Below are 25,000 nucleotides of genomic sequence, written 5' to 3' on the forward strand. Positions count from 1 at the left end.
AGGGGTGAAAAGTGACCGCTTCGCTATGGCAGCAATGCCTGACTCGGCTGCAGGAAGAATTACCATCCGGTGAGTTCGGCTTGTGGATCCGGCCGCTTCAGGCAGAGTTCGGTGATCGCTCGCTGACCCTGTATGCCGCTAACCGGTTTATTCTCGACTGGGTGCGCGACAAGTATCTGTTACGAATCAATAGCCTGTTTACTGAAATCTGTGGCGCGGATGCTCCGACGCTGCATTTTGCCGTTGGTCGTCGTCCGACCGCTGCCACAGTACAGATGAATACTGCGGCCGCTCCGGTCGCGGATGTGCGCATCGGACCTGCGATCACGGTGCCATCCTGGACCAGCAAACAGGATGCGATGCCGGAGATTAACCACAAGAGCAATATCAACGAAACCTATACCTTTGAAAATTTCGTTGAAGGTAAATCAAACCAGCTGGCACTGGCAGCGGCCCATCAGGTCGCCGAAAATCCCGGTGGTGCTTATAACCCGCTGTTCCTGTATGGTGGTACCGGTTTAGGTAAAACCCACTTGTTGCATGCAGTTGGCAATGGTATCCGGGCTCGCAAGCCGAATGCCAAGGTGATCTATATGCAGTCTGAGCGTTTCGTGCAGGATATGGTGAAAGCACTGCAGAACAACGCGATTCAGGAGTTTCAGCGCTATTACCGTAGCGTGGATGCGCTGCTGATCGATGATATTCAATTCTTTGCCAAGAAAGAGCGTTCGCAGGAAGAGTTTTTCCATACTTTCAATGCGTTACTGGAAGGCAACCAGCAAATCATTCTGACTTCTGATCGTTATCCGAAAGAGATCGACGGCGTGGAAGACCGCCTGAAATCACGCTTTGGCTGGGGCTTAACCATTGCGATTGAACCACCGGAGCTGGAAACACGGGTGGCGATCCTGATGCGTAAGGCAGAAGAGAACAAAATTCATCTGCCGCATGAAGTCGCGTTTTTCATTGCCAAGCGTCTGCGTTCCAACGTCCGTGAGCTGGAAGGGGCGCTGAACCGTGTGATCGCCAATGCGCGGTTTACCGGTAAGCCAATCAATATCGACTTTGTGCGTGAAGCGCTGCGCGACATGCTGGCGCTGCAGGAAAAACTGGTCACCATCGAAAATATCCAGAAAACGGTGGCCGAGTATTACAAAATCAAAGTGGCGGATCTGCTCTCCAAGCGGCGTTCCCGCTCTGTGGCGCGTCCACGGCAGCTGGCGATGGCGCTGGCCAAAGAGCTGACCAACCACAGCTTGCCGGAAATCGGCGATGCATTTGGTGGCCGTGACCATACCACCGTACTGCATGCCTGCCGTAAAATTGCCGAGCTGCGCGAAGAGAGTAACGATATCAAAGAAGATTACTCGAATCTGATCCGAACCCTTTCCTCTTAAACGCGGGAGAAACAGTCCATGCAATTTTCCATTAGCCGCGACAGTCTGCTGCGGCCATTGCAATTGGTATCCGGTTCTATCGGTGGTCGTCCGACATTACCTATTTTAAGCAACGTGCTGTTAAATGTAACCGAACAGCGTTTGTCACTGACCGGAACGGATCTCGAAGTGGAAATGATCGGTCTGGTGCCATTAGCGGGCGCCGTGGCGGTTGGCAGTATTACCACGCCAGCGCGCAAGTTGCTGGATATCTGTCGTGGATTGCCGGATGGTGCACAACTGGACTTTGTGCTGGAAGGTGAGCGTCTGATTCTGCGTTCCGGTCGCAGCCGTTATTCGCTGTCTACGTTACCGGCAGCGGATTATCCGAATATCGAAGAGTGGAACTCGGTTCTGGAATTTGATATCAGCCAGCAGGAACTGAAACGTCTGATGGAAGCAACGCAGTTCTCCATGGCGAGCCAGGATGTGCGTTTCTATCTGAACGGCATGTTGTTTGAAACCAGCGGGCAGGGTCTGCGCACCGTGGGTACCGATGGTCACCGTCTGGCGACCTGTCGCCGTGAAGTGTTGAATGAGCCGCAATCTGACCATCAGGTGATCCTGCCACGCAAAGGGGTGCTGGAACTGGCGCGTCTGCTGGAAAACGATGATCGCACCATTCGTCTGCAAATCGGCCTGAATAATCTGCGCGCTGAAGCGGAAGGGTTCATTTTTACTTCAAAACTGGTGGATGGCCGTTTCCCGGATTATCGCCGGGTGTTCCCGCGTCAGAGCGACAAAATTCTTATTGCTGAGCGTGAACTGCTGAAACAGGCGTTCTCACGGGCGGCAATCCTTTCCAATGAAAAATTCCGTGGCGTGCGTTTACATCTGACTACCAATCTGTTGCATATCACTGCCAACAATCCGGAACAGGAAGAAGCTGAAGAACTGATCGATGTGCAGTATGACGGCCCTGAACTGGAAGTCGGATTTAACGTCTCCTATGTGCTCGACGTGCTGAATGCGTTAAAATGTGAGCAGGTGAAGTGGTACCTGACGGACGCAAACAGCAGCGCCTTGGTCGAAGATGCCAGCAATGACGACGCGCAGTATGTCGTCATGCCAATGCGTCTGTAGGCTACATGCTGCACAAGCTGCAGATCCAACATTTTCGTAATCTCGGCCAGACGGAAATATATCCGTCTGGCGGGATGAATTTGCTGTTAGGACTGAATGGCAGTGGCAAATCCAGTGTGCTGGAAGCTATCCATTACCTCAGTCTGGGGCGTTCTTTCCGAACTCATCTCACCAACCGTGTGATCATGCAGGGGGAGAAGGCGTTTACGCTGTTTGCCCAACTGGAGCTGGATGAACAAAGCATCAGCATCGGTTTGCAAAAAGACCGGCAAGGCGATACGCAGCTTAAAATTGGTGGCAAGAGTGCAGATAAATTAGCACAACTTGCCAGTCTGTTACCGTTGCAGTTGATTCACCCGGAAGGTTACAACCTGCTGACCGGTGGGCCACAGCAACGACGGGCATTTATTGACTGGGGTGTGTTTCACGTGGAACAGGCATTTTTCCCGTTATGGGGCAAGGTGCGCCGTCTACTGAAACAGCGTAATGCCTTATTACGACAATCCAGCCACTATGCGCCACTGGCTTACTGGGATCAGCAGCTGGCTGAATTCAGTGAGGCATTGAGTGTTTTCCGGCAACAATATTGTCAGGCCTTGCTGCCGCTGGTACAGCAGATCTGTCAGGAGTTGTTGCCCGAATATACTTTCCAGGCCACTTTTTATGCTGGCTGGCAGCAGGAACAGGGATTGCACCTGTTACTGCAGGAAGGGTTTGAACGTGACCGGCAGTTAGGTCACACGGCCATTGGCCCGCATCGTGCTGATTTGCGGCTACGGGCTGAAGGCGTTCCGGTGCAGGATTTACTGTCCCGTGGTCAGCTCAAGTTACTGGTTTGTGCATTGCGTCTGGCGCAGGGATTGTATCTGCGGCAGAACAGCGAGAAGACTTGCCTGTTTCTGATTGATGATTTTGCTTCAGAGCTGGATGCGGAGAAACGCTACGTCCTGGCCAAACGGTTACAGCAATGTGAGTCACAGGTGTTTATCACCGCGATTGACCAGCAACCGTTACAGGAAATGATGCAAGAATTTGATTGCCGTTTGTTTCACGTGAAACAGGGCAACATAACCGAATAGTCGACACAGTGGGAATAAACATGAGCGAGAATACTTACGACTCCTCGAGTATTAAGGTACTGAAAGGGCTGGATGCGGTACGTAAACGTCCGGGTATGTATATCGGGGATACCGATGACGGATCAGGTCTGCATCACATGGTATTCGAAGTGATGGATAACTCCATCGACGAAACACTGGCAGGTCACTGCACGGATATCGTTGCCCGTATTCATGAAGATGGATCGGTATCGGTGCGCGACAATGGTCGTGGTATTCCGGTCGACATGCATAAAGAAGAAGGCCGCTCTGCGGCTGAAGTCATCATGACCATCCTGCATGCGGGTGGTAAATTCGATGATAACTCCTACAAAGTATCCGGCGGTCTGCACGGTGTGGGTGTTTCGGTCGTTAACGCGCTGTCAGACAAACTGCTGCTGACCATTCAGCGTAACGGTAACATTTATCAGCAGACCTATTTCCTGGGTGAGCCTGATGCCCCGCTGGCGATCATTGGCACGTGTGAAGGCACGGGAACAGAAATCCGTTTCTGGCCAAGTCTGTCTATTTTCTCTGACGTGACGTTCCGTTATGAAATTCTGGCGCGTCGTTTCCGTGAACTCTCATTCCTGAACTCCGGCGTTTCTATCCGTCTGATTGATGAGCGTGATGGCCGTGAAGATCACTTCCATTATGAAGGTGGTATCCGCGCATTCGTGGAATATCTGAATCAGAACAAAACGCCAATCCATCAGAAAGCATTTTATTTTGATCTGGCGCGTGAAGACGGTATTTCTGTGGAAGTGGCGATGCAGTGGAACGATGCCTATCAGGAGAACGTTTACTGCTTTACCAACAACATCCCTCAGCGTGATGGTGGTACTCACCTGGCGGGCTTCCGTTCTGCGCTGACCCGTACGCTGAACACGTACATGGATAAAGAGGGTTACAGCAAAAAAGCCAAAACCTCTGCCTCCGGTGATGATGCGCGGGAAGGTCTGACGGCAGTTATTTCTGTCAAAGTACCGGATCCTAAATTCTCTTCCCAGACCAAAGACAAGCTGGTTTCTTCCGAAGTGAAGACGGCGGTTGAACAGGCGATGGGTGAGAAGCTGGACGAATACCTGCTGGAAAATCCGGGTGAAGCCAAGATCATTGTCGGCAAGATCATCGATGCCGCGCGTGCGCGTGAAGCCGCGCGTAAAGCACGTGAGATGACTCGTCGTAAGGGTGCGCTGGATATCGCGGGTCTGCCAGGCAAACTGGCGGATTGTCAGGAACGTGACCCGGCACTCTCTGAACTGTACCTCGTGGAAGGTGACTCCGCGGGCGGCTCTGCCAAGCAGGGACGTAACCGCAAGTATCAGGCGATTCTGCCACTGAAAGGTAAGATCCTGAACGTGGAAAAAGCCCGTTTCGACAAGATGATTTCCTCACAGGAAGTCGGCACGCTGATCACCGCGCTGGGCTGTGGTATTGGCCGCGATGAATACAATCCGGACAAAATGCGTTATCACAACGTCATCATCATGACCGATGCGGACGTCGACGGTGCGCATATCCGTACGCTGCTGTTGACCTTCTTCTATCGTCAGATGCCGGAAATCATTGAGCGTGGTTATGTCTATATTGCGCAGCCACCGTTGTATAAAGTGAAAAAAGGTAAACAGGAACAGTACATCAAAGATGAAGAGTCGTTGCTGGAATACCAGACCACACTGGCACTGGATGGTGCGGAATTGTATGTGAACGATTCTGCACCGGCTATTTCCGGTGCCCAGCTGGAAAAAATGGTACTGGAATACCGTACGGCGCAGCATCTGATTACCCGTCTGGCGCGTCGTCTGCCGGAAGCAGTGCTGCAACAGTTACTGATTCTGCCTGTGCTGACCACAGAGGCACTGAAAGATGAAGCCCAGGCCAAGGCATGGGTTGCGCAGTTGCAACACAACCTGGATGAGCACGGTAACAATGGCTCGCAATATACCTTGTCAGTACACCGTCACGCAGAGCATGGTGTTTATCTGCCGCAAATTCTGCTGCGTCAGCATGGTGTCGAAAAACACTATCAGCTGGGTTTTGAGTTCCTGAACTCACCGGAATATCAGCAGATTGTTAACATCGGTCAGCAGATCACTAACCTGATAGAACCGACAGGTTTCCTGAAGCGTGGTGAGAAAGTCCGTCCGGTAACCAGCTTTGAAGAAGCGCTGCAGATCTTACTGGATGAAGGTAAACGCGGTCTGTATATCCAGCGCTATAAAGGGCTGGGTGAGATGAATCCGGAACAGTTGTGGGAAACCACCATGGACCCAATGACCCGTCGTATGCTGCAGGTCACCATTGAAGATGGCATGGCAGCCGATCAGCTGTTTGCTACCCTGATGGGTGATAATGTTGAGCCACGCCGTGCATTCATCGAGAGTAATGCATTGAAAGTCGCGAATCTCGACATCTAGGTCATAGTTTATACGTCATTCGTTGAAAGCGAACAGACCCCGGGCAGTCACCTGTCCGGGGTTTTTTTATGCCGATATGAAAGAGAAAACCAGCACTACAAATGAATAGTCTATAGTTAAAAAGGTGCCTCTATTGGCACCAATCATCATGGGGATCCATGCATGTGAGTAAGTATGAAGAGGGACAGACTGGATGCGTTATTGGCTCAGTATGTTGTTGCTATCATTGGCGGGATATTGTCCGGCTTCAGAACTGGTGGTTTATACCTGGGAGTACTATCTTGCTCCGGAGGTGAAATCCCGTTTTGAGCAGGAGACTGGCATTCATATCGCAGAAGTGAACTACAACAGCGATGAGGCCCGCAATCGTCTGTTATCGGGGGGCTATCCGCCGGAGTTTGATATTGTTTCCATTGATAGTTTATCCCTGAATGATCCGGTCTGGCGGGCTCTGTTTACTGTCATGCCAGCATCAATCCGTAAACAGAATACGGCTATTGACCCTGTATTTACGGCCCGCTGCGGTGACTTGTCTGTACCTTATATGTGGGGTTCTGTCGGTATCGCTTATCGTCGTAGCCAGGTGTCAGAACCCATTACCCGCTGGCAGCAATTATTCACGCCTGAACCCACGTTGTCCGGTCGTATTGTGATGGTCGATGATACCTTTGACCTGGTTTCCGTCGCCTTAAAAGCGGCCGGTTTTTCTATCAATACGCACAATAAATCAGAATTACAGGCGGCTTACCATTTACTGCAAAAGCAGCGTCCTTCAGTGGCCACTTATCAGCTCTCCTTCGCGGCGGTGAGTGATCAGCAATTCGGTAAACGGATTGCTGCGGCGATGGTTTACAGCGGCGATTTTTATGCCCTTCAGCAGAATTCAGAATATAAAGACTGGACGTATGTGGTGCCGGAGGAGGGTTCGCCACTGTGGCTGGATTGCATGTCTATCCTGAAAACCAGTCAGCATAAGGCTGAAGCTCAGCGTTTTCTGACGTTTCTGACCCGGCCGGATATTGCACTGCTGAATGGGCAGACCATGGGGTTTACCCCCGCACTGAAAAAAAGTTATCTGCCAGCATCAATGCAGAACAACGCCATTATCTACCCACCGGTAAAACAGCTACAGCGCTCGGAATTTTATAATGCAGATGTGAGCAAAAATGAATTGCGCAGTGCCATCTATTTTTCGGTGCTGAAATGAAAGGGCTGCACCGGAAATTACTGCTGACGCTGTTACCGGTCGTGATCTTGCCGCTACTGGCGCTGGGGTTACAGAGCATGATGAAACTGGGGGACATGGCGAACCGTAATATGGAACTGCGGTTAACAAGCCTGGCTACCACTATCAACGAACACCTGAACGGTGAATTGCGGCGCAATACGGTTGAGCTGGCTCAGTTACCGAATGCGGAAGCACTGATCTCTTATCTGGCAACCAAAGTGACCGGTACACAGAAAGTGTATATGGGAACCCGGGTACAGCGGATGTTTCATCAGCTGCTGGTTGGTAATAAAGGCTTTCTGCAACTGTCGCTGCTCAACTCAGATAACAAGGAGTTATTGCGGGTTGGTGAGGGGATTAATCCTTTCCATGATATTGCACCGAGTAATCTGATATTCATGCAATATTGGGCAGCGCAGGCGGCCGCCAGCGATCAGTTTAATTCTCTGATGTATTCGCCGGAGATGGATGAGTATGTGTATAAGCAAGGGCTGCGCTTCATTCGTTCCGGACCTGAGATATCCCGCGATGGCGAACCGGTGCAGCGTTATAGCCTGATCCTGACTTATTCGCTGCGTAAGTTTGGCGAGATGTTTTTAAAGCAACAGGTACAGCAGGGCATCTATTTACTGCTGCTGGATAAATCGAATACCTTTATTGCCGGTGAGGCACCGCTTGGCTGGCGCAGCGGCGGGCCGGAAACCGATGAGATATCCCTGCCTGGCGGAGATTACCTTGTCCGTCGTTTACCCTTAGCCGATGGCCTGATTTTGCAGGCGCTAATTCCGCAAAAACTAATGACCGCTGAAGCCACCGAACTGCGCATTACAACCGCTATCTGGCTGATTATCAGCAGTCTGATTTTGCTGGCGTTACTGCATGTGGTGCTGAAGCGTCTGATTCTGAATCCGGTCAGCGATCTGCGGAATCTGATGAAGCAGGTGGCAACACATGAAATCAGCGAAATCAGTCTGGTTTTAGCTGAAGATGAAATGGCGGAATTGCATAACCATTTTTCCGGAATGCTGAGTCAGCTGGAAGTATCCAAGCGTGAACTGGAACGGGCTGCATTTATTGATCCACTGACGGGAATTGGTAACCGGTCTGCCTTTATCCGGTGTTTACAAAATATGGTTGAGCGGCATAACGAGCAACCATTCCATTTTTATCTGGTGCAATTAAAACTGCATAACCTTACCTGGATCAATAATACCTTCGGTGCCAAAACCGGTGATCGGGCCTTACAGTTAATCAGCCGTCTCCTGCAGCAATTGTTGCATGAACATATCCTGGCGAATGCCAAATGTGTTTGTCTGGCCCGCTCCGGATCGGATGAGTTCATCTTTTCGGTTCCCAGCTATTATCCTGTGGACGGAAACGGGCAGGATACCGCTGCGTTACCGGATGCGAATGCTATCTGTGAGCTGCTTGCCGCTCGGTTTGGTCAGCCGGTCATGCTGGGAAGTTATTCGATTAAACTACGCTTCAGCGCCGGTATCGTACGTTTTCCGGATATTGCCAATGGCGTTGAAGAGCTGATGGAAGGGGTCAGTAAAGCCAGACGGCTGGCATCGCGTTATCAGGGGAATCACTGGCTGCAGTTAGACAACGAAATGGTACAGCACATTCGTGAAGACAGATGGCTGGAGTCAGAGCTGCGCCAGGCAATCGTCGGACAGCAGTGTTTTGTCGTCTACCAGCCACAGTATGATATTCATAGCGGACATATTGTCGGCGCCGAGGCGTTACTCCGCTGGCGTCATCCTTCGTATGGTATGGTGCCGCCGGATCGCTTTATTCCGATCGCCGAAGTCTCTGGTCAGATCATGGATATTGATCTCTGGGTACTGGATCAGGCCTGCCAGTGTCTGGGAAAACTGACAGCGAAAGGCATCACCGATTTTCGTCTGGCGGTCAACGCCTCTGGTACTGAGCTCTCTAACCCGGCTTATCCCGATGCGGTTCGCAGCACGCTGCTCCGCTATGATATTCCGCCGCATCGCTTCGGGATTGAGATAACGGAAACGGCGATTGTTGAGCTGGATGAAGTTGCGCAAATGACAGTCCGGGCGCTGAAAGAGATTGGGGTTGAGATTGAACTGGATGATTTCGGTACTGGCTATACCTCGCTCAGTCACCTGACCAATCTGCAGCTGGATGTGTTAAAAATCGATCGGTCTTACATTATGCAACTGGAGAGCAATCCAAAACTGGTCGACTCCATTCTGCAGTTAGCTGATGCCTTTTCATTGCGGGTCATCGCAGAAGGGGTTGAAACGATAGAGCAGCTGAAATTGTTGCAGCAGAAAAGATGTCATATGGCGCAGGGATTTCTGTTGTCAAAACCTATCACCGAGGAAGAGCTGATCGCCTTGCTGTTTGACGACAGCCTCGCGGATTAGACTTAATAAGTTTCTGATGCAGATGCCGCTATCTTACGGGTAGCGGCATCCGTGCGAACGTTACAGTTCGTTGATAACCTGCTGCAATATCGCGATGCCTTGTTTCACTTTTTCTTCCGGCTGGGCGTAATTGAGACGAATACACTCATACTGGTGACGCCAGTTTTTGTCCGGCAAGCCGGGGAAGAAGTAATGTCCCGGCACAATGATCAAACCGTGTTGCTTCAGTTTTTCATAAAGTTCCTGGCAGGAGACGGGCAGTCCCTCAAACCACAGCCACAAAAACAGTGCGCCTTCCGGTTTATGAATGCGCAGTTTGGGAGCAGGAATAGCTTCCTGTAACCATGCTACGGCTTGTTGCGCTTTTTGCTGATAGAACGGCGCGATGATATCAGCACTATGGCGCAGAATATCGCCGGACTCGACCCAGCGCTGCATCAGGGCCGGGCCGATACCACTCGGTGCCAGGTTGATGATGCCGGAGATGTTACTCAGTGCATTAATGATAGCGGTGTTGGCGATCACAATACCGCAGCGCAGACCGGGTAAGCCCAGTTTGGACAAACTCATACACAGGATGGTGTTCTGATTCCAGAACGGTGTGACCTCACTGAAGATGATATGCGGGAACGGCGTGCCATAGGCATTATCGATGATCAGCGGAATGTTCTTCGCCTGAGCAATTTCATCCAGCTTGATGATCTCTTCATCGGTCAGCACATTTCCGGTCGGGTTGGTCGGGCGGGAGACGCAGATCATGCCGATGTCATCACCGACCTCCAGGGCATCAAAATCGACCTGGTATTTGAACAGACCATTTTCCAGAAAATCGATATGTGGTTTGCAGGCCACAAACTGATCTTCGGCCAGTCCGCCATCGGCATAACCGATATATTCCGGTGCCAGCGGAAACAGCACTTTTTTCTTTTTGCCATCGGCATAATCACCGGCCAGCAGGTTGAACAGATTGAAGAACGCACTCTGGCTGCCGTTGGTTAAGGCAATATTGTCGGCGCTGATATCCCAGCCATACTCTTTACGAAACAATTCAGCCAAGGCCTGACGAAAACCATCATGACCCTGCGGGCCATCGTAATTCAGCATGGCTTTTAACAAGGCACCATTTTCCAGCTGCAGCGCGGTTTCCTGACGGAAGAGTTCCACCATTTCCGGAATTGCCGCCGGATTGCCGCCACCCAGCATGATAGCATCCGGGTTTTTCAGGCCCTGGTTCAGGTCGTCCATTAACTGACTGATACCCGCCAGCCGGGTAAATTTTTCGCCGAATTGTGAAAATTGCATATTGGTATTCTCAACGCTGAATCTTTTGTTTCACGTGAAACAATATGGATCGATAGAAAAAACAAGGCCCGGAATACCGGGCCTTGGGTCTTGTGCAGCTGCCGGTTATTGCTGCAGTAACGAAATATCCGCCGCCTGCAGGAACAGGGCTTGCAGACGCGCCAGCAGAGTCAGACGATTCAGCTTCAGGGCTTCATCATCGGCCATTACCATCACTTTATCAAAGAAGGTATCAACTGCTTCACGCAACGCGGCCAGCTCGGTCAGCGCCAGCTGATATTCGCCATTAGCAAACAGTGGCGCCAGTTTGGTTTCCATCGCAGCAACCTGCTGGGCCAGAACCTGTTCTGCCGGATCCTGCAGCAGGGCAGCATCCACGCTGTCTTTCAGCTTGCCATCAAACTTAGCCAGAATATTGCTGACACGTTTGTTCGCAGCGGCCAGCGCTTCGGCTGCATCCAGAGTACGGAAGTGGCTCACGGCTTTTACACGCGCATCAAAGTCGGCAGGACGAGTCGGACGACGCGCCAGCACGGCCTGAATAACGTCAACCGCAATGCCGGCTTCCTGGTAAGAAGCGCGGAAGCGGCCCAGCATGAAATCGACAACTTCATCTACCACAGACTTGTTGCTGATTTTGCCATCGTACAGTTCAGCAGCTTTGCTGACTACATCGACCAGATCCAGATCCAGCTGTTTTTCTACGATGATACGCAGGGTACCAATCGCAGCACGACGCAGCGCAAACGGATCTTTATCGCCTTTCGGCGCCTGGCCAATACCGAAGATACCGGCGAGGGTATCCAGCTTGTCAGCGATGGCTACGGCACAGGCCACCAGACCATTTGGCAGGTTATCACCGGCAAAACGCGGCATGTACTGTTCGTTCAGTGCCACGGCCACATCTTCTGCTTCATGATCGTGACGCGCATAGTGCATACCCATCACGCCTTGCGTGTCGGTAAACTCCATCACCATGTTGGTCATCAGATCACATTTGGACAGCAGACCGGCACGGGTCGCATGCTCTACATCCGCGCCGATTTGTGCAGCGATGAACGCCGACATTTCAGCAATACGCACAGACTTGTCTTTCAGTGTGCCCAGCTGTTGCTGGAACAACACGGTATCCAGACTTTCCAGACGGGAAGCCAGCGAGTGTTTTTTATCGGTGTTGAAGAAGAACTCCGCATCCGACAGACGAGGGCGTACCACACGTTCGTTACCCTGAATAATCTGCGCCGGGTCTTTCGATTCGATGTTGCTGACGAAAATGAAGTTCGGCAGCAACTTACCGTTGTTGTCATACACCGGGAAGTATTTCTGGTCACCTTTCATGGTGTGCACCAATGCTTCTGCTGGTACTGCCAGGAATTTTTCTTCGAAGGTAGCAGTCAGGATCACCGGCCATTCAACCAGCGAGGTGACTTCTTCCAGCAAAGATTCTTCAATATCAGCAATACCGCCCAGCTGTTGCGCAGCTGCTTCGGCACCGGCCTTAATGAAGGCTTTACGCGTTTCGTAATCTGCCTGCACTTTACCTTTTTCCAGCAACAGGGCCGGATACTGGTCAGCATGGCTGATTTCAAACTGCGCTTCACCCATGAAACGGTGACCACGGATAATGCGGGCTGAGCGCAGACCCAGGATTTCACCATCAACCAGTTCAGCGCCGAACAGCATACACAGGGTATGCACCGGACGGATAAACTGGGTGCGTTTTGCACCCCAGCGCATTGGTTTCGGAATTGGCAGACCTGCCAGCGCGGTTGCAGCCATCGCTGGCAGCAGTCCGGTAGTTGGCTGGCCGGCAACGTTAGCGCGATAGACCAGCCATTCACCTTTGTCGGTAGCCAGACGGTCAGCCTGAGCAACCTCAATACCGTTAGATTTTGCCCAGCCAGCGGCGGCCGGCGTCGGGTTACCTGCCGCATCAAACGCAGCAGAAACCGCAGGGCCGCGTTTTTCGACCTGTTTGTCAGCCTGTTTGTCAGCCAGCGCAGCTACTTTCAGCGCCAGACGGCGAGGGGCTGCAAACCACTGTACGCCCTGATGTGCCAGACCAGCTTTATCCAGCTCGGCAGTAAAGTTATCAGCAAAGGCCTGCGCGAGTTTACGCAACGCTTTTGGTGGCAGCTCTTCAGTGCCGAGTTCAATTAAAAAATTTTCAGTCGCCATTTGCTAAATACCTTTACGCTTGAGTTGCTTTGCACATCGGGAAACCGAGACGTTCGCGGGCGGCGTAATAGGCTTCAGCCACCGCTTTGGATAACGTACGGATACGCAGGATGTAGCGCTGACGCTCAGTCACAGAAATCGCATGACGGGCATCCAGCAGGTTAAAGGCATGAGCCGCTTTCAGAATACGTTCATAAGCTGGCAATGGCAGTGGAAGCTCCAGGTTCAGCAGATGCTGACACTCTTTTTCACACTGATCGAACAACTGGAACAGGAACGGTACATCGGCATGTTCGAAGTTGTAAGTAGACTGTTCTACTTCATTCTGATGGAACACGTCACGGTAGGTTACTTTACCCAGCGGACCGTCAGCCCAGACCAGATCATACAGACTGTCCACGCCCTGGATATACATCGCCAGACGTTCCAGACCGTAAGTGATTTCACCGGTCACCGGGAAGCACTCTAAGCCACCAACTTGCTGGAAGTAAGTAAACTGCGTCACTTCCATACCGTTCAGCCAGACTTCCCAGCCTAAGCCCCAGGCGCCCAGTGTTGGGTTTTCCCAGTTATCCTCAACAAAACGGATATCATGGACCAGCGGGTCAAAACCCAGTTCACGCAGTGAACCGAGATACAATTCCTGGATGTTATCCGGGGACGGCTTCAGAATGACCTGAAACTGATAGTAGTGTTGCAAACGGTTAGGGTTTTCACCGTAGCGACCATCGGTCGGACGACGGGATGGCTGCACGTAAGCACAGTTCATCGGTTCCGGACCAATGGAGCGTAAGAAAGTCATTGGATGTGAAGTACCAGCACCCACTTCCATATCGAGCGGTTGTGAAATAACACAACCCTGGCGGGCCCAGTAATCTTGCAGGGATAAAATGAGTCCCTGAAATGTTTTGATATCAAATTTCTGCATGATAGATAATACGCTTGATTAGTCAGTGAATACTGCGCGGATAAACTGAAGAAGTATAACCCCGTAAACGGCGGGAATATAGGCAAATTGTACCGGGGAGTGCGTATGGAACGACATTGTGCCTGGATCATGCGTGATCCTGACTATATTGATTATCACGACCAGCAATGGGGCCGTCCGGAATATGATGATCGGAAGCTGTTTGCCATGCTGTGTCTGGAAGGGCAGCAGGCCGGTTTATCGTGGCTGACGATACTGAAACGCATCCCTGATTATCATGCATTGTTTGCCGATTTTGATCCGTTAGTGTTGGCGGCGTTTGATGAGCAGCAGGTGAATGAACTGATGTCCGATCAAAGAATTATCCGTAACCGGTTAAAGATTCAGGCCATCATTCAGAATGCGCGGGCCTATCTGGCTCTGCAGCAGCAAGGCATTCAGTTTTCTGCCTGGATCTGGCAGTTTGTCGGCGGTAACCCCATGATTAATCACTGGCAACACAGTTCGGAAGTCCCGGTTTCCACACCACAGGCAGAAGCCATGTCTAAGGCACTGAAAAAAGCTGGCTTTAAATTTGTTGGTCCCACCATCTGTTATGCTTATATGCAGGCGGTGGGGATGGTGAACGATCATCTGATCGATTGTCCATGGCACCCTCTTTGTAACAATCCGCTTTCCTGACTGTAAAGGCTGAATATGTCGGAGAATTTACCGTTCCACTCTCATCCAAAATCACCGCTTCATCCACCTAAGGCACTGGTGCCACTGGAACCGGTGCTGGCCATGCAGCTGGATGGTAATGGTCGTTATCATAAACTGTCCGCCGGTGGTACGGTGCCGGTGGAACGTTGCTGGCTGCATCTGGATTACTCCGCCGAAAGCGCGAAAGAGTGGTTAAATCATTCCCCGTTATTACCGGATGTGATCCGGCATTCTCTGCTCGGGGAAAGTAACCGGCCTAAACTGGTCAAAGTGAACGGTGGCTTGTTACTGACCTTGCGAGGCATCAATCATAACGAGGGGCAGCGGCCGGATCATATGGTCGCCATCCGTTTTTATATTACTGAAAAACTGATTGTTTCCACCCGTCACCGGCGGGTCTATGCCGTGGAACAGATCGTCCGTAATTTACGTCAGGGGCTGGGCCCTAAGTCCACCGCCGACTGGCTGGTCGATGTCTGTGAAAATCTGGCGGAACAGGCCGGGGATTTTATTGATGAGCTCATGGACAAGATTGTCCGGCTGGAAGATGAAATCCTGGGGCACCGGATGCCATCGCGGCGTGAGCTGGTGGAGATCCGCCGCCAGCTGATAGTGTTGCGCCGTTATCTGGCGCCGCAGCGTGATGTGTTTAGTCGTCTGGCAAATGAAAAAATTAACTGGCTGGAAAAGGATGATCTGCGGCATTTACAGGATATCGCCGATCGTATGGGGCGCTGGCTGGAAGATCTGGATGCCAGCATCGCGCGGACGTCACTGTTAGCCGATGAAATTAATGCCTTAATGACAGAAGCGATGAACCGGCGTACCTATATTATGTCACTGTTTGCCATGGTGTTTTTGCCACTGTCGTTCTGTACCGGATTACTGGGTGTCAACCTTGGCGGTATTCCGGGAAATGATTCGCCATGGGGATTTGTGGGTTTTTGTCTGTTATTGCTTATATTTGCCAGTAGCATATTAACCTGGCTTAAATTGCGAAAATGGGTGTAATTACTCAGAAAATCAATTTCTTTATGCTTTTTTTGGATAATTAAAGCGAATCTATTTAGTTCTGTTCAGGGCGTTCTTCCGGCACTTTAGCAGCATGCGTAAGTGAAGGAGTCCGCCATGAAAAAATCAGTCTTGTCAGCATTGGGATTACTGGCTGCATTAACCTCGCAATCTGTATTCGCCGCCGAAGTGACTTTACTGAACGTGTCTTACGATCCAACCCGTGAGCTGTATCAGGATTACAACCGGATTTTTTCACAATACTGGCAACAGCAACATGGCGATACCGTTGATGTGAATCAATCTCATGGTGGATCCGGCAAACAGGCCCGTGCGGTGATTGAGGGGCTTAGTGCTGATGTGATCACGTTGGCGCTGGCTCAGGATATTAATAAAGTTGCGCAGCAGGGTTTAGTGGCGGCAGACTGGGAAAGCAAACTGCCGAATCACGCAGCACCATTTACTTCCACCATCGTATTTTTAGTCCGCAAAGATAACCCGAAACAGATCAAAGACTGGGATGATCTAATTCGCCCGGACATCGAAGTGGTGACGCCGAATCCGAAAACCTCCGGCGGTGCCCGCTGGAACTATCTGGCCGCCTGGGGTTATGCCTTGCATAAAACCGGTAATGAGCAAGGTGCCCGGGATTTCGTCAGCAAGTTATACCGTAATGTTAAAGTGCTGGATTCCGGTGCACGGGCTGCGACCACCAGTTTTGTCGAGCGCGATCTGGGTGATGTGCTGATTGCCTGGGAAAATGAAGCGTATCTGGTACTGAATGAGCTGGGTAAAGATAAATTTGAGCTGGTCACACCATCGGAGTCGATTCTGGCTGAGCCGCCGGTTGCGGTCGTGGATAAAGTGGCGAAAAAACACGGTACGGAAGCTGTCGCGAAGGCATATGTGGAACACCTCTATTCCGATGAAGCACAACGGATAGCGGGTAAGCATTACTATCGCCCGAGCAATCCGGTGATCGCCAAAGAGTTTGCGAAAAAATTTGCACCGGTAAAGCTGTTTACTATTCGAGAGCTGGAAGGTGACTGGGCTAAGGCGCAGCAGAAACATTTCGCCAGCGGTGGCACCTTTGATCAGGTGTATCAGCCAGGACAATAATTTTTCGGTGAAGATACAGCCTCACCTAGGCGGGGGTGTATGTTGGTATAAGAGTATCTGCTATGAACAATATTCTGCTCGTTCCCGGTTTATATGATTCCGGCCCGCAACACTGGCAAACGCTGTGGCATCAGCAAAATCCGCACTGGTTGCGTGTCGAGCAATCAGACTGGACCACGCCGGATTTACTGCGCTGGGCTGCGCCCGTGATCCGTCTGCTGGAAAACAGCCAGGAACCCCTGACGCTGGTCGCGCACTCCTTCGGTTGTCTTGCGAGCCTGTATGCAGCGCGTCAGTTACCGGAAAAAGTAAGCTCATTGTTTCTGGTCGCGCCGGCGGATCCGGATTTACTGGGGGTGCAGGAAGCGCTGATTAATCATCCGGCACCTGTAGCGGGACGCATCATCGCAAGCAGCAATGATCCCTGGATGCCGCTGGACCGGGTCTGTTTCTGGAGCCAGCGCTGGCGACTGCCGCTCAGCCTGCTGGGACCGTTGCGTCATATCAATGCAGAATCCGGGCATGGAACATGGCCGGAAGGGCTGGAATTGCTGCACTGGCATTGCCAACAATTATCTAAAGAGGCCTGATTTCCGGATACAGAGCAGGATTATGGTTTTTGACTGACAATGATTAAATATCAGTAATTACTGTGATTTAGCTAACCACTATCAGGCTGGCTTATTTTTAACTCTTATTTTTCAATTAGTTGTCTATATCCAAAAAACACATATAGATTGCTTTTTTTCTTATTTGTTTTACTGCACAACAGCCTGAAGAATACGCATAAAGCGACGTGAAATGCGCCGTATAGTGAGGAACTTATTCATGCGTTTTCGATCTCATTCTGTGTTGCCGGGCTTTGCCCCAACCTTAGGTTTCAGTCTGTTATATCTGAGCCTGATGGTGCTGCTGCCACTGTCCGCGCTGGTACTTTACAGCGTCACCAAACAAGACATGGGCCAATTCTGGCAGGTAGTCAGCAGTCCCCGCGTAGTTGCCTCTTACAAACTGAGTTTTGGTGCTTCTGCCGTTGCGGCATTACTGAACACCTTTTTTGGCTCCATTATCGCGTGGATCCTGGTGCGTTATCAGTTTTTCGGGAAACGGATTATGGATGCGCTGATCGATCTGCCGTTTGCCATGCCAACCGCCGTGTCCGGTATTGCCTTGTCCGCTATCTATGCCGGCAATGGCTGGATCGGCCAGTTCTTCGCACCGTATGGCATCAAACTAGCGTTTAATCCGGCCGGTATTGTTATTGCGCTGACCTTTATTGGTTTGCCTTTTGTCGTCCGGACCATGCAGCCGGTCCTGAAAGAACATGAACGTGAACTGGAAGAGGCCGCAGCCTGTTTAGGTGCCAGCCGCTGGATCACCTTTCGTAAAATCATCTTCCCGGCCATGGTGCCAGCCGCATTAACCGGATTCGCACTGGCATTTGCCCGCGCGGTCGGTGAGTACGGTTCGGTTATTTTTATCGCCGGTAATCTGCCGATGGTCTCTGAAATTGCACCGCTGATGATCATGAGCCATCTGGAGGAGTATGACTATGCAGGCGCTGCGGCGATTGCTTCTGTGATGCTGGGTGTCTCTTTTGTACTGCTATTACTGATTAATCAGTTGCAAGCCTGGAGCTGGCAGCGTCTGGGAGGAGTCCGTTAATGAACAGTATTACCACTGAATCCCGCTGGGTTCGCTATATCTTGATATTAGTCGGTGTCGGCTGGTTTGCCGCACTGCTGCTTCTGCCTCTGGCAATTGTGTTTACGCAGGCGTTAGCAAAAGGCCTGAGTTTTTTCTGGCAGAGTCTGATTGATACGGATGCATTGGCGGCACTGCGGCTGACGCTGTTTACGGTAATTTGCTCTGTACCCATGAATATCCTCTTTGGATTGACAGCGGCCTGGGCGATTGGCCGCTTCCGTTTCCGTGGCCGTCAGGCACTTATCACACTGATTGACCTGCCATTTTCGGTGTCACCGGTCATTGCGGGTCTGATGTTTGTGCTGCTGTTCGGCAACCGCGGCTGGTTGGGCGAATGGCTGCAGGCGCATGATATCAGCATCATTTTTAATACCCCGGGCATCATTCTGGCCACCATGTTTATTACCGTCCCGTTTGTGGTACGTGAATTGTTGCCACAGATGGAAGCTCGCGGCTCGGAAGAAGAAGAAGCGGCGCAGGTGCTGGGTGCCAATGGCTGGCAGACTTTCTGGCGAGTCACATTACCGGGTATCCGCTGGAGTTTGCTGTACGGCGTGATCCTGTGTACGGCGCGTGCGGTAGGTGAGTTCGGTGCGGTATCTGTGGTTTCCGGTCATATCCGGGGTCAGACCAATACGCTGCCGCTGCATATCGAAATTTTATATAACGAATACCAGACCAATGCTGCCTTTGCTGTGGCATCGCTGCTGGCCCTGTTCGGTTTGTTTACCCTGCTGGCGGAAACTGTATTAAACCGCCTGCGCCATCGTTAATTAAGGAGATGTAAGTCATGAGTATTCAGGTAGAGCACATTGAGAAGCGCTTCAACCAGTTTGCCGCACTGCATGACATCAACATCACTTTCCCGACCGGGGAACTGGTGGCGCTGTTAGGTCCGTCCGGATGTGGTAAAACAACCTTACTGCGTATTATTGCCGGCCTGGAACAGGCGGATAGTGGTCGTATCCTGTTGAATGGTACAGATGCATCAGAAATGCATGTGCGCGAACGTAATGTCGGCTTCGTGTTCCAGCATTATGCGTTGTTCCGTCATATGACAGTATTTGAGAATGTGGCTTTCGGTTTACGGGTAAAACCACGAAAAACACGGCCAAACGAAAATGAAATCCAGAAAAAAGTAAAAAGCTTGCTGGATCTGATCCAGCTGGGACATGTCGCCGATCGTTACCCAACTCAGTTGTCCGGTGGTCAGCGTCAGCGTGTCGCTCTGGCGCGTGCACTGGCGGTTGAACCGCAGGTGCTGTTGCTGGATGAGCCTTTCGGGGCGCTGGATGCCCAGGTGCGTAAAGAGCTCCGCCGCTGGTTACGCCGGCTGCACGATGAACTGCATGTTACCAGTCTGTTTGTGACGCACGATCAGGAAGAAGCGCTGGAAGTGGCGGATCGGGTGGTGCTGATGAATGCCGGCCGTATCGAACAGTTCGCAACACCGCAGGAAGTATATGAAAAACCGGCTACCGAATTTGTGCATCGTTTCCTGGGGACGGTTAACTTGTTCCACGGCCAGCTGCACAGTGGTCAACTGGATATTTCCGGCTCGACATTAACCAATAATGTTTCCGGACAGACCGCGGCCGATGTTAATTCGATCGCATATGTTCGTCCGCATGAACTGGATCTGTTACCGGCAGCGGCAGCACAGGGTATTCCGGCCACGGTTGTACGTATTCTGCCGTTTGGTGCCGCATATCGTGTTGAAGTCACAGCCAATAATGGCGTGGCGCGCACCTTAATTGAAGTCGATGTGCCGCGTGAGCGGGTAATTATGCTAGAGTTATTGCCAGGTAAATCAGTCAGGCTGGTGGCTCGTCAGGCACAGCTGTATCAGCCGGAAACTAAGGATAACGTGGCTTGAATTTTCAACAGCTCAAGATTATTCGTGAAGCAGCCCGCTGCCACTTCAATCTGACGGAAGTGGCCAATACCCTGTATACCTCGCAGTCCGGCGTCAGCCGGCATATCAAAGAGCTGGAAGATGAACTTGGTGTGGAGCTCTTTATCCGCCGGGGCAAGCGTCTGCTGGGTATGACTGAGCCGGGTAAAGCCTTGTTGACGATGGCAGAGCGTATCCTGACCGAGGCGAACAACATTCGTCGTCTGGCTGATAACTTCGCGAATAGCGATCGGGGCCGTCTGCATGTGGCCACCACGCATACCCAGGCGCGCTACGCGTTGCCAGGTATCATCAAAGAGTTTCGTACACAATATCCGCAAGTTCAGTTAGTGCTGCATCAGGGGAGTCCGAGCGAGATCGTTTCGATGCTGCTCAGTGGTGAAACCGATATTGGTCTCACCAGCGAACTGATGGCGGACTATGAAGAAATCGCTGCATTTCCATATTACAGCTGGCACCATGCCATTCTGGTTCCCCGTGGCCATCCGCTGACAGAGTTGCCGGAGGTGACGCTGGAGGATTTAAGTGCCTGGCCGCTGGTCACCTATCAGACCGGGCTTACCGGACGCACCAAGATTGATGCTGCGTTTGCGATGGCCGGTATTGTGCCGGATATTGTCTTAAGCGCGCAGGATTCCGATGTCATCAAAACCTATGTTGAACTGGGTCTCGGCGTTGGTATTCTGGCGGATATGGCTATCGATGCTGTGAAAGACAGTAATCTGGTTCGTCTGAATGCAGAACATCTGTTCCCGGCCAATACGGCTTGGTTCGGGATGAAAAAAGGAAAGTTCCAGCCCAATTTTGCCTGGCATTTCCTGCAGATTTGTAATCCATCACTGGCCATCAGCGACATTCAGGCGCAGGTATTTGCCACCGGTGAACTTCAGACACCGCTGCATTACGAAATTTAAAAGACGAGACTCAGAAACTGGCGGAAGTGATGGGCTGAGGTTAATTCAGCCCTTTGCGGATCAGGTAACGGTAGGGAGGTTGTTCCGTATCACTGGCTAACAGAGTGTGATCCATGAAACGGCAGAAGCTCGGAATATCCCGCACAGTGGCCGGGTCATCGGCAATCACCAGCAACGTTTCACCTTCCTGCATCAGGCGTACTGTTTTACGTACCATCATTACCGGTTCAGGACAACGCAAACCGCTGGCATCCAGTGTCTGATTAATATCATCTGCCGAAAAAGTCATGTCTGCTCCTCTGAATCAACAACCCTGCAGAGCATATCATTAACGCTGAGCGGAGAGTACCGCCCGCGCCAGCCGGCGGGCCGCTTGTTCAGCATCACCATCCGGATTGTTGAAATAACCGACCAGTACATCGCCGATAGCCTGTCGTACATAGCTGGAATTCGCCATGCCTTCTGCCATGCTCGGCACCAGTTCCTGCTGTTGAATGGCTTGTTGTAACTGCTGGGCAGAATGTTGCGCACACTGGTCAAAATCTGTCAGTGTCTGGTTATTTAATACCGGGATGGATCCTTTGACCCGATTAAACGCATGCTGGAAATCAGACGTCATGATCATGTTCACCAGTTGCAGCTGCGCTTGTTGTTTTTGCGGGCTCTGCACATCAAACATGGCTATCGAGTCTAAGTTATAGCTGAATTTACCATCCGTACCGGGGGCAGGCAGACAGAGAATATCTTTACCCGGTACCACTTTCGCCGCAGTCAGTTCACCTTTAACCCAATCGCCCATTAACTGCATGGCCGCTGAACCTTCGACCAGCATGTGAGTTGCCTGATTCCATTTTGTGCCACCATAATCATCTGCAATGTAATCCCGCAGCTGGTGGAACAGCTCCAGTAAATGCTGCATGGTGTCACTTTGCAGGGCAGTCTGATCGAGCTGAACAAAAGCACGACGATAAAAATCACTGCCACCTTCACCGAGCACAATTGCCTCGAACAAAATACTGAGCTGCCATTGGTCATCACCCAGCGCCAGAGGTGTGATACCCGCCTGTTTCAGTTTTTTAGCAATAGTTAATAACTGAGACCAGTTTTCAGGAGGCGAGAGCTGATAGCGTTCAAATACTTTCGGATTGATCCATAGCCAGTTGACCCGATGGATACCGACCGGAACAGCGACATAATGTCCTTTGGATTGCACACTATGCTGAACAAATTCCGGTAATACTTTTTCCCATTCGCCTTGTCTGGCTACATTATCAAGATTACGCAGAAAACCTAAAGCAGCCCATTCCTGCAACTCACTGCCTTTCAGATGCGCCGCTTCCGGTGGAGTGCCGGACAACGCTCTGCTTTTCAGTACAGTCATCGCGGACTGTCCGCCGCCACCGGAAATAGCAGAATCCTGCCACTCATTGCCCAATGCTTGCCAGTAACTACGTAATACACCGGCAGCCTGAGCCTCACCACCGGCAGTCCACCAGTGCAGTACCTCTACTGACGAAGCCATAGCAGAGACAGAAACCAGTGACAGCATCAAACTGGATACAAGGTAAGAACGGAAGGTCATTAATCAATTCCTTGGCAGGGAAAGAATAGCCTGTAAACCGCCGTGAGGCCGGTTTTCCAACACTAAGTCGCCACCATGAGCGCGGGCAATACTGCGTGCAATCCCAAGTCCAAGGCCATTACCGCTGCTATCCTGCGCCAGCCGGTAATAAGGTTCAAATACCTTTTCCAGCTGATGTTCAGGCAACCCCGGACCTTCATCGATGACGTAAAGGTATAGCATGTTGGTATTGCTGTTTTTTTCCAAATCATCCATCACGATCACGCGAGCCTGATCACCATATTTAATTGCATTATCAATCAAATTGGCAATACAGCGTTTTAATGCCAGCGGTTTTCCGCGATACAAATGTTTGCAATGGCCTTCGATGGTCAGATGTTGTTCCAGCAGGTTATAGTCTTCAGCCATGCTATTCAGCAACACATTGATATCAATGGCCTCAATGTTTTCGTGAATATGGGTATCTTTTACTGTCTGCAATGCCCCTTTGACCATCATCTCCAGGTCATCCAGATCCTTACTGAATTTTGCAATCTGAGAATCATCATCCAGCAACTCAACCCGCAACCGCAGCCGGGTAATGGGTGTTTTCAGATCATGAGATATTGAACTGAATAGTTTTTCCCGATCGCCGATATAACGCCGGATCCGCTGCTGCATAATATTGATGGCCCGCGTTACCGCGACTATCTCACTGGCGCCAGCTTCCGGTAAGGGCGGTTGATCGATATCTTTACCCAGACTGACCGCTGCTGCTGCCAGATGGCGTAAGGGACGGGTTTGCCAGCGCACCAGCGCGAAGGTAAACGGAAACAGAATAATCGTCAGCAGAATAATAAAGCGGAACTGATGCGGCGAAACGACGTTCTCATCCAGACTCATGTAAGGGGCTGGCAGTAAAGCCGCCAGATACAGCCACTCACCATTATCCAGCTTTATCTGCGTGACCAGTATGGGCGGATTGATCGGCTCCATCAGCAGCGTGTAACGAGACCAGGAAGGGGGGATGTCTGACAGTAAGGTTTCATTATTAAAGACATGCAGGTCAGCCGGATAAGAGAAATCCGCTTTAATCAGCATACTCTGGCCCAGCTTATGTAACAGCGTCTGGTTAACTTCCTTCAGTACCAACTGCTTCTTCGGACTGTCCTGAATTCCGTTCAGAACTATTTCCTGCTTATTCAATGAAACAAAGAAGCGGCTACCACCCATATTCCGCAACTGATCCAGCGCAATAGGCCGATACTGCAGAGGTAAGGATTTGAAGAAACTGACGGTAGCGGCGGCAGAATTAGCTAAATCCCGCGTCGCAGCCAACATGCCATCCAGTTCCCGTTTTTCCAGCTGTTGCATCCAGATCCCGGAAATCAGACTCTGAGCCAGTACGATAGCCAGCAACAATAGCAGCAGCATCCGCGACAATAATGAGCGCGGATAAAATAAGGAAAAGAAGCGGCGCAGGGGATTAGTCCTCATGCTCAACTTCAGCAATCAGCATATAGCCACTGCCGCGGATGGTTTTAATAATGCGTGGGCCTTTACCGTTATCGCCTAATTTCTGACGCAAACGGCTGATCTGTACATCAATCCCACGCTCCATAGGCAGAGATTCACGCCCTCTGGTGGCATCGCTGATAGTGTCACGATCCAGAACCTGCCCCGGATGCTGCAGGAAGAGATGCAATAAAATGAAATCACTGCCCGTCAGATCAATACCGGAACCATCCTCATGAGTCAGTAACTGAGTCCGGGTGTCCAGAGTCCAGCCGGCAAATTTCAGTTTACGGCCAGAAACAACTTCTTTTTCCGGTTGGCGGAACTCAGCCCGGCGCAACAGGGCTTTAATCCGGGCCATTAGTTCCCGCGGACTGAATGGCTTAGCGATATAGTCATCTGCACCCAGTTCCAGACCAATGACGCGATCTGCCTCATCAGATGCCGCCGTCAGCATAATAATAGGGACCTGTGATTTACGA

The 25,000-nt window shown here is 51.2% G+C and carries 21 protein-coding genes (1 of these 21 cut by a window edge); 14 read left to right on the top strand and 7 right to left on the bottom strand.

Features of this window, described 5'->3' with window-relative positions; all coding sequences use genetic code 11:
• Positions 1–11 precede the first annotated feature (11 nt).
• The 6 genes from dnaA (at position 12) to TOLA_RS00030 (ending at position 9,666) form a co-directional block, all read left to right on the top strand.
• Positions 12–1,397 carry a chromosomal replication initiator protein DnaA gene (gene dnaA / locus TOLA_RS00005; RefSeq protein ID WP_012728231.1) on the top strand — a complete coding sequence of 462 codons (1,386 nt, stop codon included), beginning with the start codon at positions 12–14 and terminating at the stop codon, positions 1,395–1,397.
• An 18-nt stretch (positions 1,398–1,415) separates the two neighbouring features.
• Entirely contained in the window at positions 1,416–2,519 is a 1,104-nt protein-coding gene (gene dnaN, locus TOLA_RS00010) for a DNA polymerase III subunit beta (RefSeq protein ID WP_012728232.1), read from the top strand.
• A gap of 5 nt (positions 2,520–2,524) precedes the next feature.
• The gene (gene recF / locus TOLA_RS00015) at positions 2,525–3,598 is read left to right on the top strand and encodes a DNA replication/repair protein RecF (protein ID WP_012728233.1); all 1,074 of its coding nucleotides are present in this window, start codon (positions 2,525–2,527) and stop codon (positions 3,596–3,598) included.
• Positions 3,599–3,618: 20 nt separating this feature from the next.
• Positions 3,619–6,036, top strand: a complete 2,418-nt coding sequence (gene gyrB, locus TOLA_RS00020) for a DNA topoisomerase (ATP-hydrolyzing) subunit B (protein ID WP_012728234.1) — start codon at positions 3,619–3,621, stop codon at positions 6,034–6,036.
• 193 nt (positions 6,037–6,229) lie between these two features.
• Positions 6,230–7,243, top strand: a complete 1,014-nt coding sequence (locus TOLA_RS00025) for a polyamine ABC transporter substrate-binding protein (protein WP_012728235.1) — start codon at positions 6,230–6,232, stop codon at positions 7,241–7,243.
• On the top strand, positions 7,240–9,666 hold the full coding sequence (locus TOLA_RS00030) for a putative bifunctional diguanylate cyclase/phosphodiesterase (RefSeq protein WP_012728236.1): 2,427 nt from the start codon (positions 7,240–7,242) through the stop codon (positions 9,664–9,666). The genes TOLA_RS00025 and TOLA_RS00030 overlap by 4 nt, the downstream gene beginning before the upstream one ends.
• A 60-nt stretch (positions 9,667–9,726) precedes the next feature.
• Here TOLA_RS00030 and TOLA_RS00035 read toward each other — a convergent pair whose 3' ends face one another.
• From TOLA_RS00035 to glyQ, 3 genes are all read right to left on the bottom strand, one after another.
• Positions 9,727–10,968 (bottom strand): valine--pyruvate transaminase, encoded by a 1,242-nt coding sequence (locus TOLA_RS00035; protein ID WP_012728237.1) that lies wholly within the window; start codon positions 10,966–10,968, stop codon positions 9,727–9,729.
• Positions 10,969–11,073: 105 nt separating this feature from the next.
• The gene (gene glyS, locus TOLA_RS00040) at positions 11,074–13,146 is read right to left on the bottom strand and encodes a glycine--tRNA ligase subunit beta (RefSeq protein ID WP_012728238.1); all 2,073 of its coding nucleotides are present in this window, start codon (positions 13,144–13,146) and stop codon (positions 11,074–11,076) included.
• 13 nt (positions 13,147–13,159) lie between these two features.
• Positions 13,160–14,074, bottom strand: coding sequence for a glycine--tRNA ligase subunit alpha (gene glyQ / locus TOLA_RS00045; RefSeq protein ID WP_012728239.1), 915 nt, complete (start codon positions 14,072–14,074; stop codon positions 13,160–13,162).
• Between the two features lie 105 nt (positions 14,075–14,179).
• Here glyQ and TOLA_RS00050 point away from each other — a divergent pair, with 105 nt between their 5' ends.
• From TOLA_RS00050 to cbl, 8 genes are all read left to right on the top strand, one after another.
• Positions 14,180–14,755 (top strand): DNA-3-methyladenine glycosylase I, encoded by a 576-nt coding sequence (locus tag TOLA_RS00050; RefSeq protein WP_012728240.1) that lies wholly within the window; start codon positions 14,180–14,182, stop codon positions 14,753–14,755.
• A gap of 15 nt (positions 14,756–14,770) precedes the next feature.
• Positions 14,771–15,787: a zinc transporter ZntB gene (gene zntB / locus TOLA_RS00055; RefSeq protein ID WP_012728241.1), complete on the top strand. Its 1,017-nt coding sequence runs from the start codon at positions 14,771–14,773 to the stop codon at positions 15,785–15,787.
• A gap of 117 nt (positions 15,788–15,904) precedes the next feature.
• Positions 15,905–16,906: a sulfate ABC transporter substrate-binding protein gene (locus tag TOLA_RS00060; RefSeq protein ID WP_012728242.1), complete on the top strand. Its 1,002-nt coding sequence runs from the start codon at positions 15,905–15,907 to the stop codon at positions 16,904–16,906.
• Positions 16,907–16,968: 62 nt separating this feature from the next.
• A complete protein-coding gene (locus TOLA_RS00065) occupies positions 16,969–17,496 on the top strand; it encodes an RBBP9/YdeN family alpha/beta hydrolase (RefSeq protein ID WP_012728243.1) in 528 nt (175 codons plus the stop codon).
• 238 nt (positions 17,497–17,734) lie between these two features.
• Entirely contained in the window at positions 17,735–18,571 is an 837-nt protein-coding gene (gene cysT / locus TOLA_RS00070) for a sulfate ABC transporter permease subunit CysT (protein ID WP_012728244.1), read from the top strand.
• Positions 18,571–19,386 carry a sulfate ABC transporter permease subunit CysW gene (gene cysW / locus TOLA_RS00075; protein WP_012728245.1) on the top strand — a complete coding sequence of 272 codons (816 nt, stop codon included), beginning with the start codon at positions 18,571–18,573 and terminating at the stop codon, positions 19,384–19,386. Before cysT ends, cysW begins: the two co-directional genes overlap by 1 nt.
• A gap of 17 nt (positions 19,387–19,403) precedes the next feature.
• Positions 19,404–20,489 (top strand): sulfate/molybdate ABC transporter ATP-binding protein, encoded by a 1,086-nt coding sequence (locus TOLA_RS00080; RefSeq protein ID WP_012728246.1) that lies wholly within the window; start codon positions 19,404–19,406, stop codon positions 20,487–20,489.
• Positions 20,486–21,442, top strand: a complete 957-nt coding sequence (gene cbl / locus TOLA_RS00085; RefSeq protein WP_012728247.1) for an HTH-type transcriptional regulator Cbl — start codon at positions 20,486–20,488, stop codon at positions 21,440–21,442. The genes TOLA_RS00080 and cbl overlap by 4 nt, the downstream gene beginning before the upstream one ends.
• Positions 21,443–21,482: 40 nt before the next feature.
• On the opposite strand, the gene tusA is transcribed toward cbl, so the two are convergent.
• The 4 genes in view from tusA to TOLA_RS00105 are tightly spaced (at most 39 nt apart) and all read right to left on the bottom strand, a layout consistent with a single transcriptional unit that may run on beyond the window.
• Positions 21,483–21,731 (bottom strand): sulfurtransferase TusA, encoded by a 249-nt coding sequence (gene tusA, locus TOLA_RS00090; RefSeq protein ID WP_012728248.1) that lies wholly within the window; start codon positions 21,729–21,731, stop codon positions 21,483–21,485.
• Between the two features lie 39 nt (positions 21,732–21,770).
• Positions 21,771–23,024: an ABC transporter substrate-binding protein gene (locus tag TOLA_RS00095; protein WP_012728249.1), complete on the bottom strand. Its 1,254-nt coding sequence runs from the start codon at positions 23,022–23,024 to the stop codon at positions 21,771–21,773.
• 3 nt (positions 23,025–23,027) lie between these two features.
• Complete coding sequence (locus TOLA_RS00100; RefSeq protein WP_041609429.1) at positions 23,028–24,500, bottom strand: ATP-binding protein; 1,473 nt, start codon at positions 24,498–24,500, stop codon at positions 23,028–23,030.
• Positions 24,490–25,000, bottom strand: the 3' portion of a protein-coding gene (locus TOLA_RS00105) for a response regulator (RefSeq protein ID WP_012728251.1). Its footprint extends 212 nt past the window's final position; 511 of the gene's 723 nt are visible here — the last part of the coding sequence; its start codon lies off the right edge, out of view; the stop codon is at positions 24,490–24,492. The genes TOLA_RS00100 and TOLA_RS00105 overlap by 11 nt, the downstream gene beginning before the upstream one ends.

Source organism: Tolumonas auensis DSM 9187, from assembly GCF_000023065.1.
GTDB classification, from domain to species: Bacteria; Pseudomonadota; Gammaproteobacteria; order Enterobacterales; family Aeromonadaceae; genus Tolumonas; species Tolumonas auensis.

Coding starts and splice junctions, on each gene's coding strand:
- cysT (WP_012728244.1), top strand. CDS start 17,735: ATGCGTTTTCGATCTCATTCTGTGTTGCCGGGCTTTGCCCCAACCTTA.
- TOLA_RS00050 (WP_012728240.1), top strand. CDS start 14,180: ATGGAACGACATTGTGCCTGGATCATGCGTGATCCTGACTATATTGAT.
- TOLA_RS00100 (WP_041609429.1), bottom strand. CDS start 24,500: ATGAGGACTAATCCCCTGCGCCGCTTCTTTTCCTTATTTTATCCGCGC.
- glyS (WP_012728238.1), bottom strand. CDS start 13,146: ATGGCGACTGAAAATTTTTTAATTGAACTCGGCACTGAAGAGCTGCCA.
- TOLA_RS00095 (WP_012728249.1), bottom strand. CDS start 23,024: ATGACCTTCCGTTCTTACCTTGTATCCAGTTTGATGCTGTCACTGGTT.
- TOLA_RS00035 (WP_012728237.1), bottom strand. CDS start 10,968: ATGCAATTTTCACAATTCGGCGAAAAATTTACCCGGCTGGCGGGTATC.
- glyQ (WP_012728239.1), bottom strand. CDS start 14,074: ATGCAGAAATTTGATATCAAAACATTTCAGGGACTCATTTTATCCCTG.
- TOLA_RS00060 (WP_012728242.1), top strand. CDS start 15,905: ATGAAAAAATCAGTCTTGTCAGCATTGGGATTACTGGCTGCATTAACC.
- zntB (WP_012728241.1), top strand. CDS start 14,771: ATGTCGGAGAATTTACCGTTCCACTCTCATCCAAAATCACCGCTTCAT.
- TOLA_RS00025 (WP_012728235.1), top strand. CDS start 6,230: ATGCGTTATTGGCTCAGTATGTTGTTGCTATCATTGGCGGGATATTGT.
- gyrB (WP_012728234.1), top strand. CDS start 3,619: ATGAGCGAGAATACTTACGACTCCTCGAGTATTAAGGTACTGAAAGGG.
- TOLA_RS00080 (WP_012728246.1), top strand. CDS start 19,404: ATGAGTATTCAGGTAGAGCACATTGAGAAGCGCTTCAACCAGTTTGCC.
- TOLA_RS00030 (WP_012728236.1), top strand. CDS start 7,240: ATGAAAGGGCTGCACCGGAAATTACTGCTGACGCTGTTACCGGTCGTG.
- tusA (WP_012728248.1), bottom strand. CDS start 21,731: ATGACTTTTTCGGCAGATGATATTAATCAGACACTGGATGCCAGCGGT.
- TOLA_RS00065 (WP_012728243.1), top strand. CDS start 16,969: ATGAACAATATTCTGCTCGTTCCCGGTTTATATGATTCCGGCCCGCAA.
- recF (WP_012728233.1), top strand. CDS start 2,525: ATGCTGCACAAGCTGCAGATCCAACATTTTCGTAATCTCGGCCAGACG.
- cysW (WP_012728245.1), top strand. CDS start 18,571: ATGAACAGTATTACCACTGAATCCCGCTGGGTTCGCTATATCTTGATA.
- dnaN (WP_012728232.1), top strand. CDS start 1,416: ATGCAATTTTCCATTAGCCGCGACAGTCTGCTGCGGCCATTGCAATTG.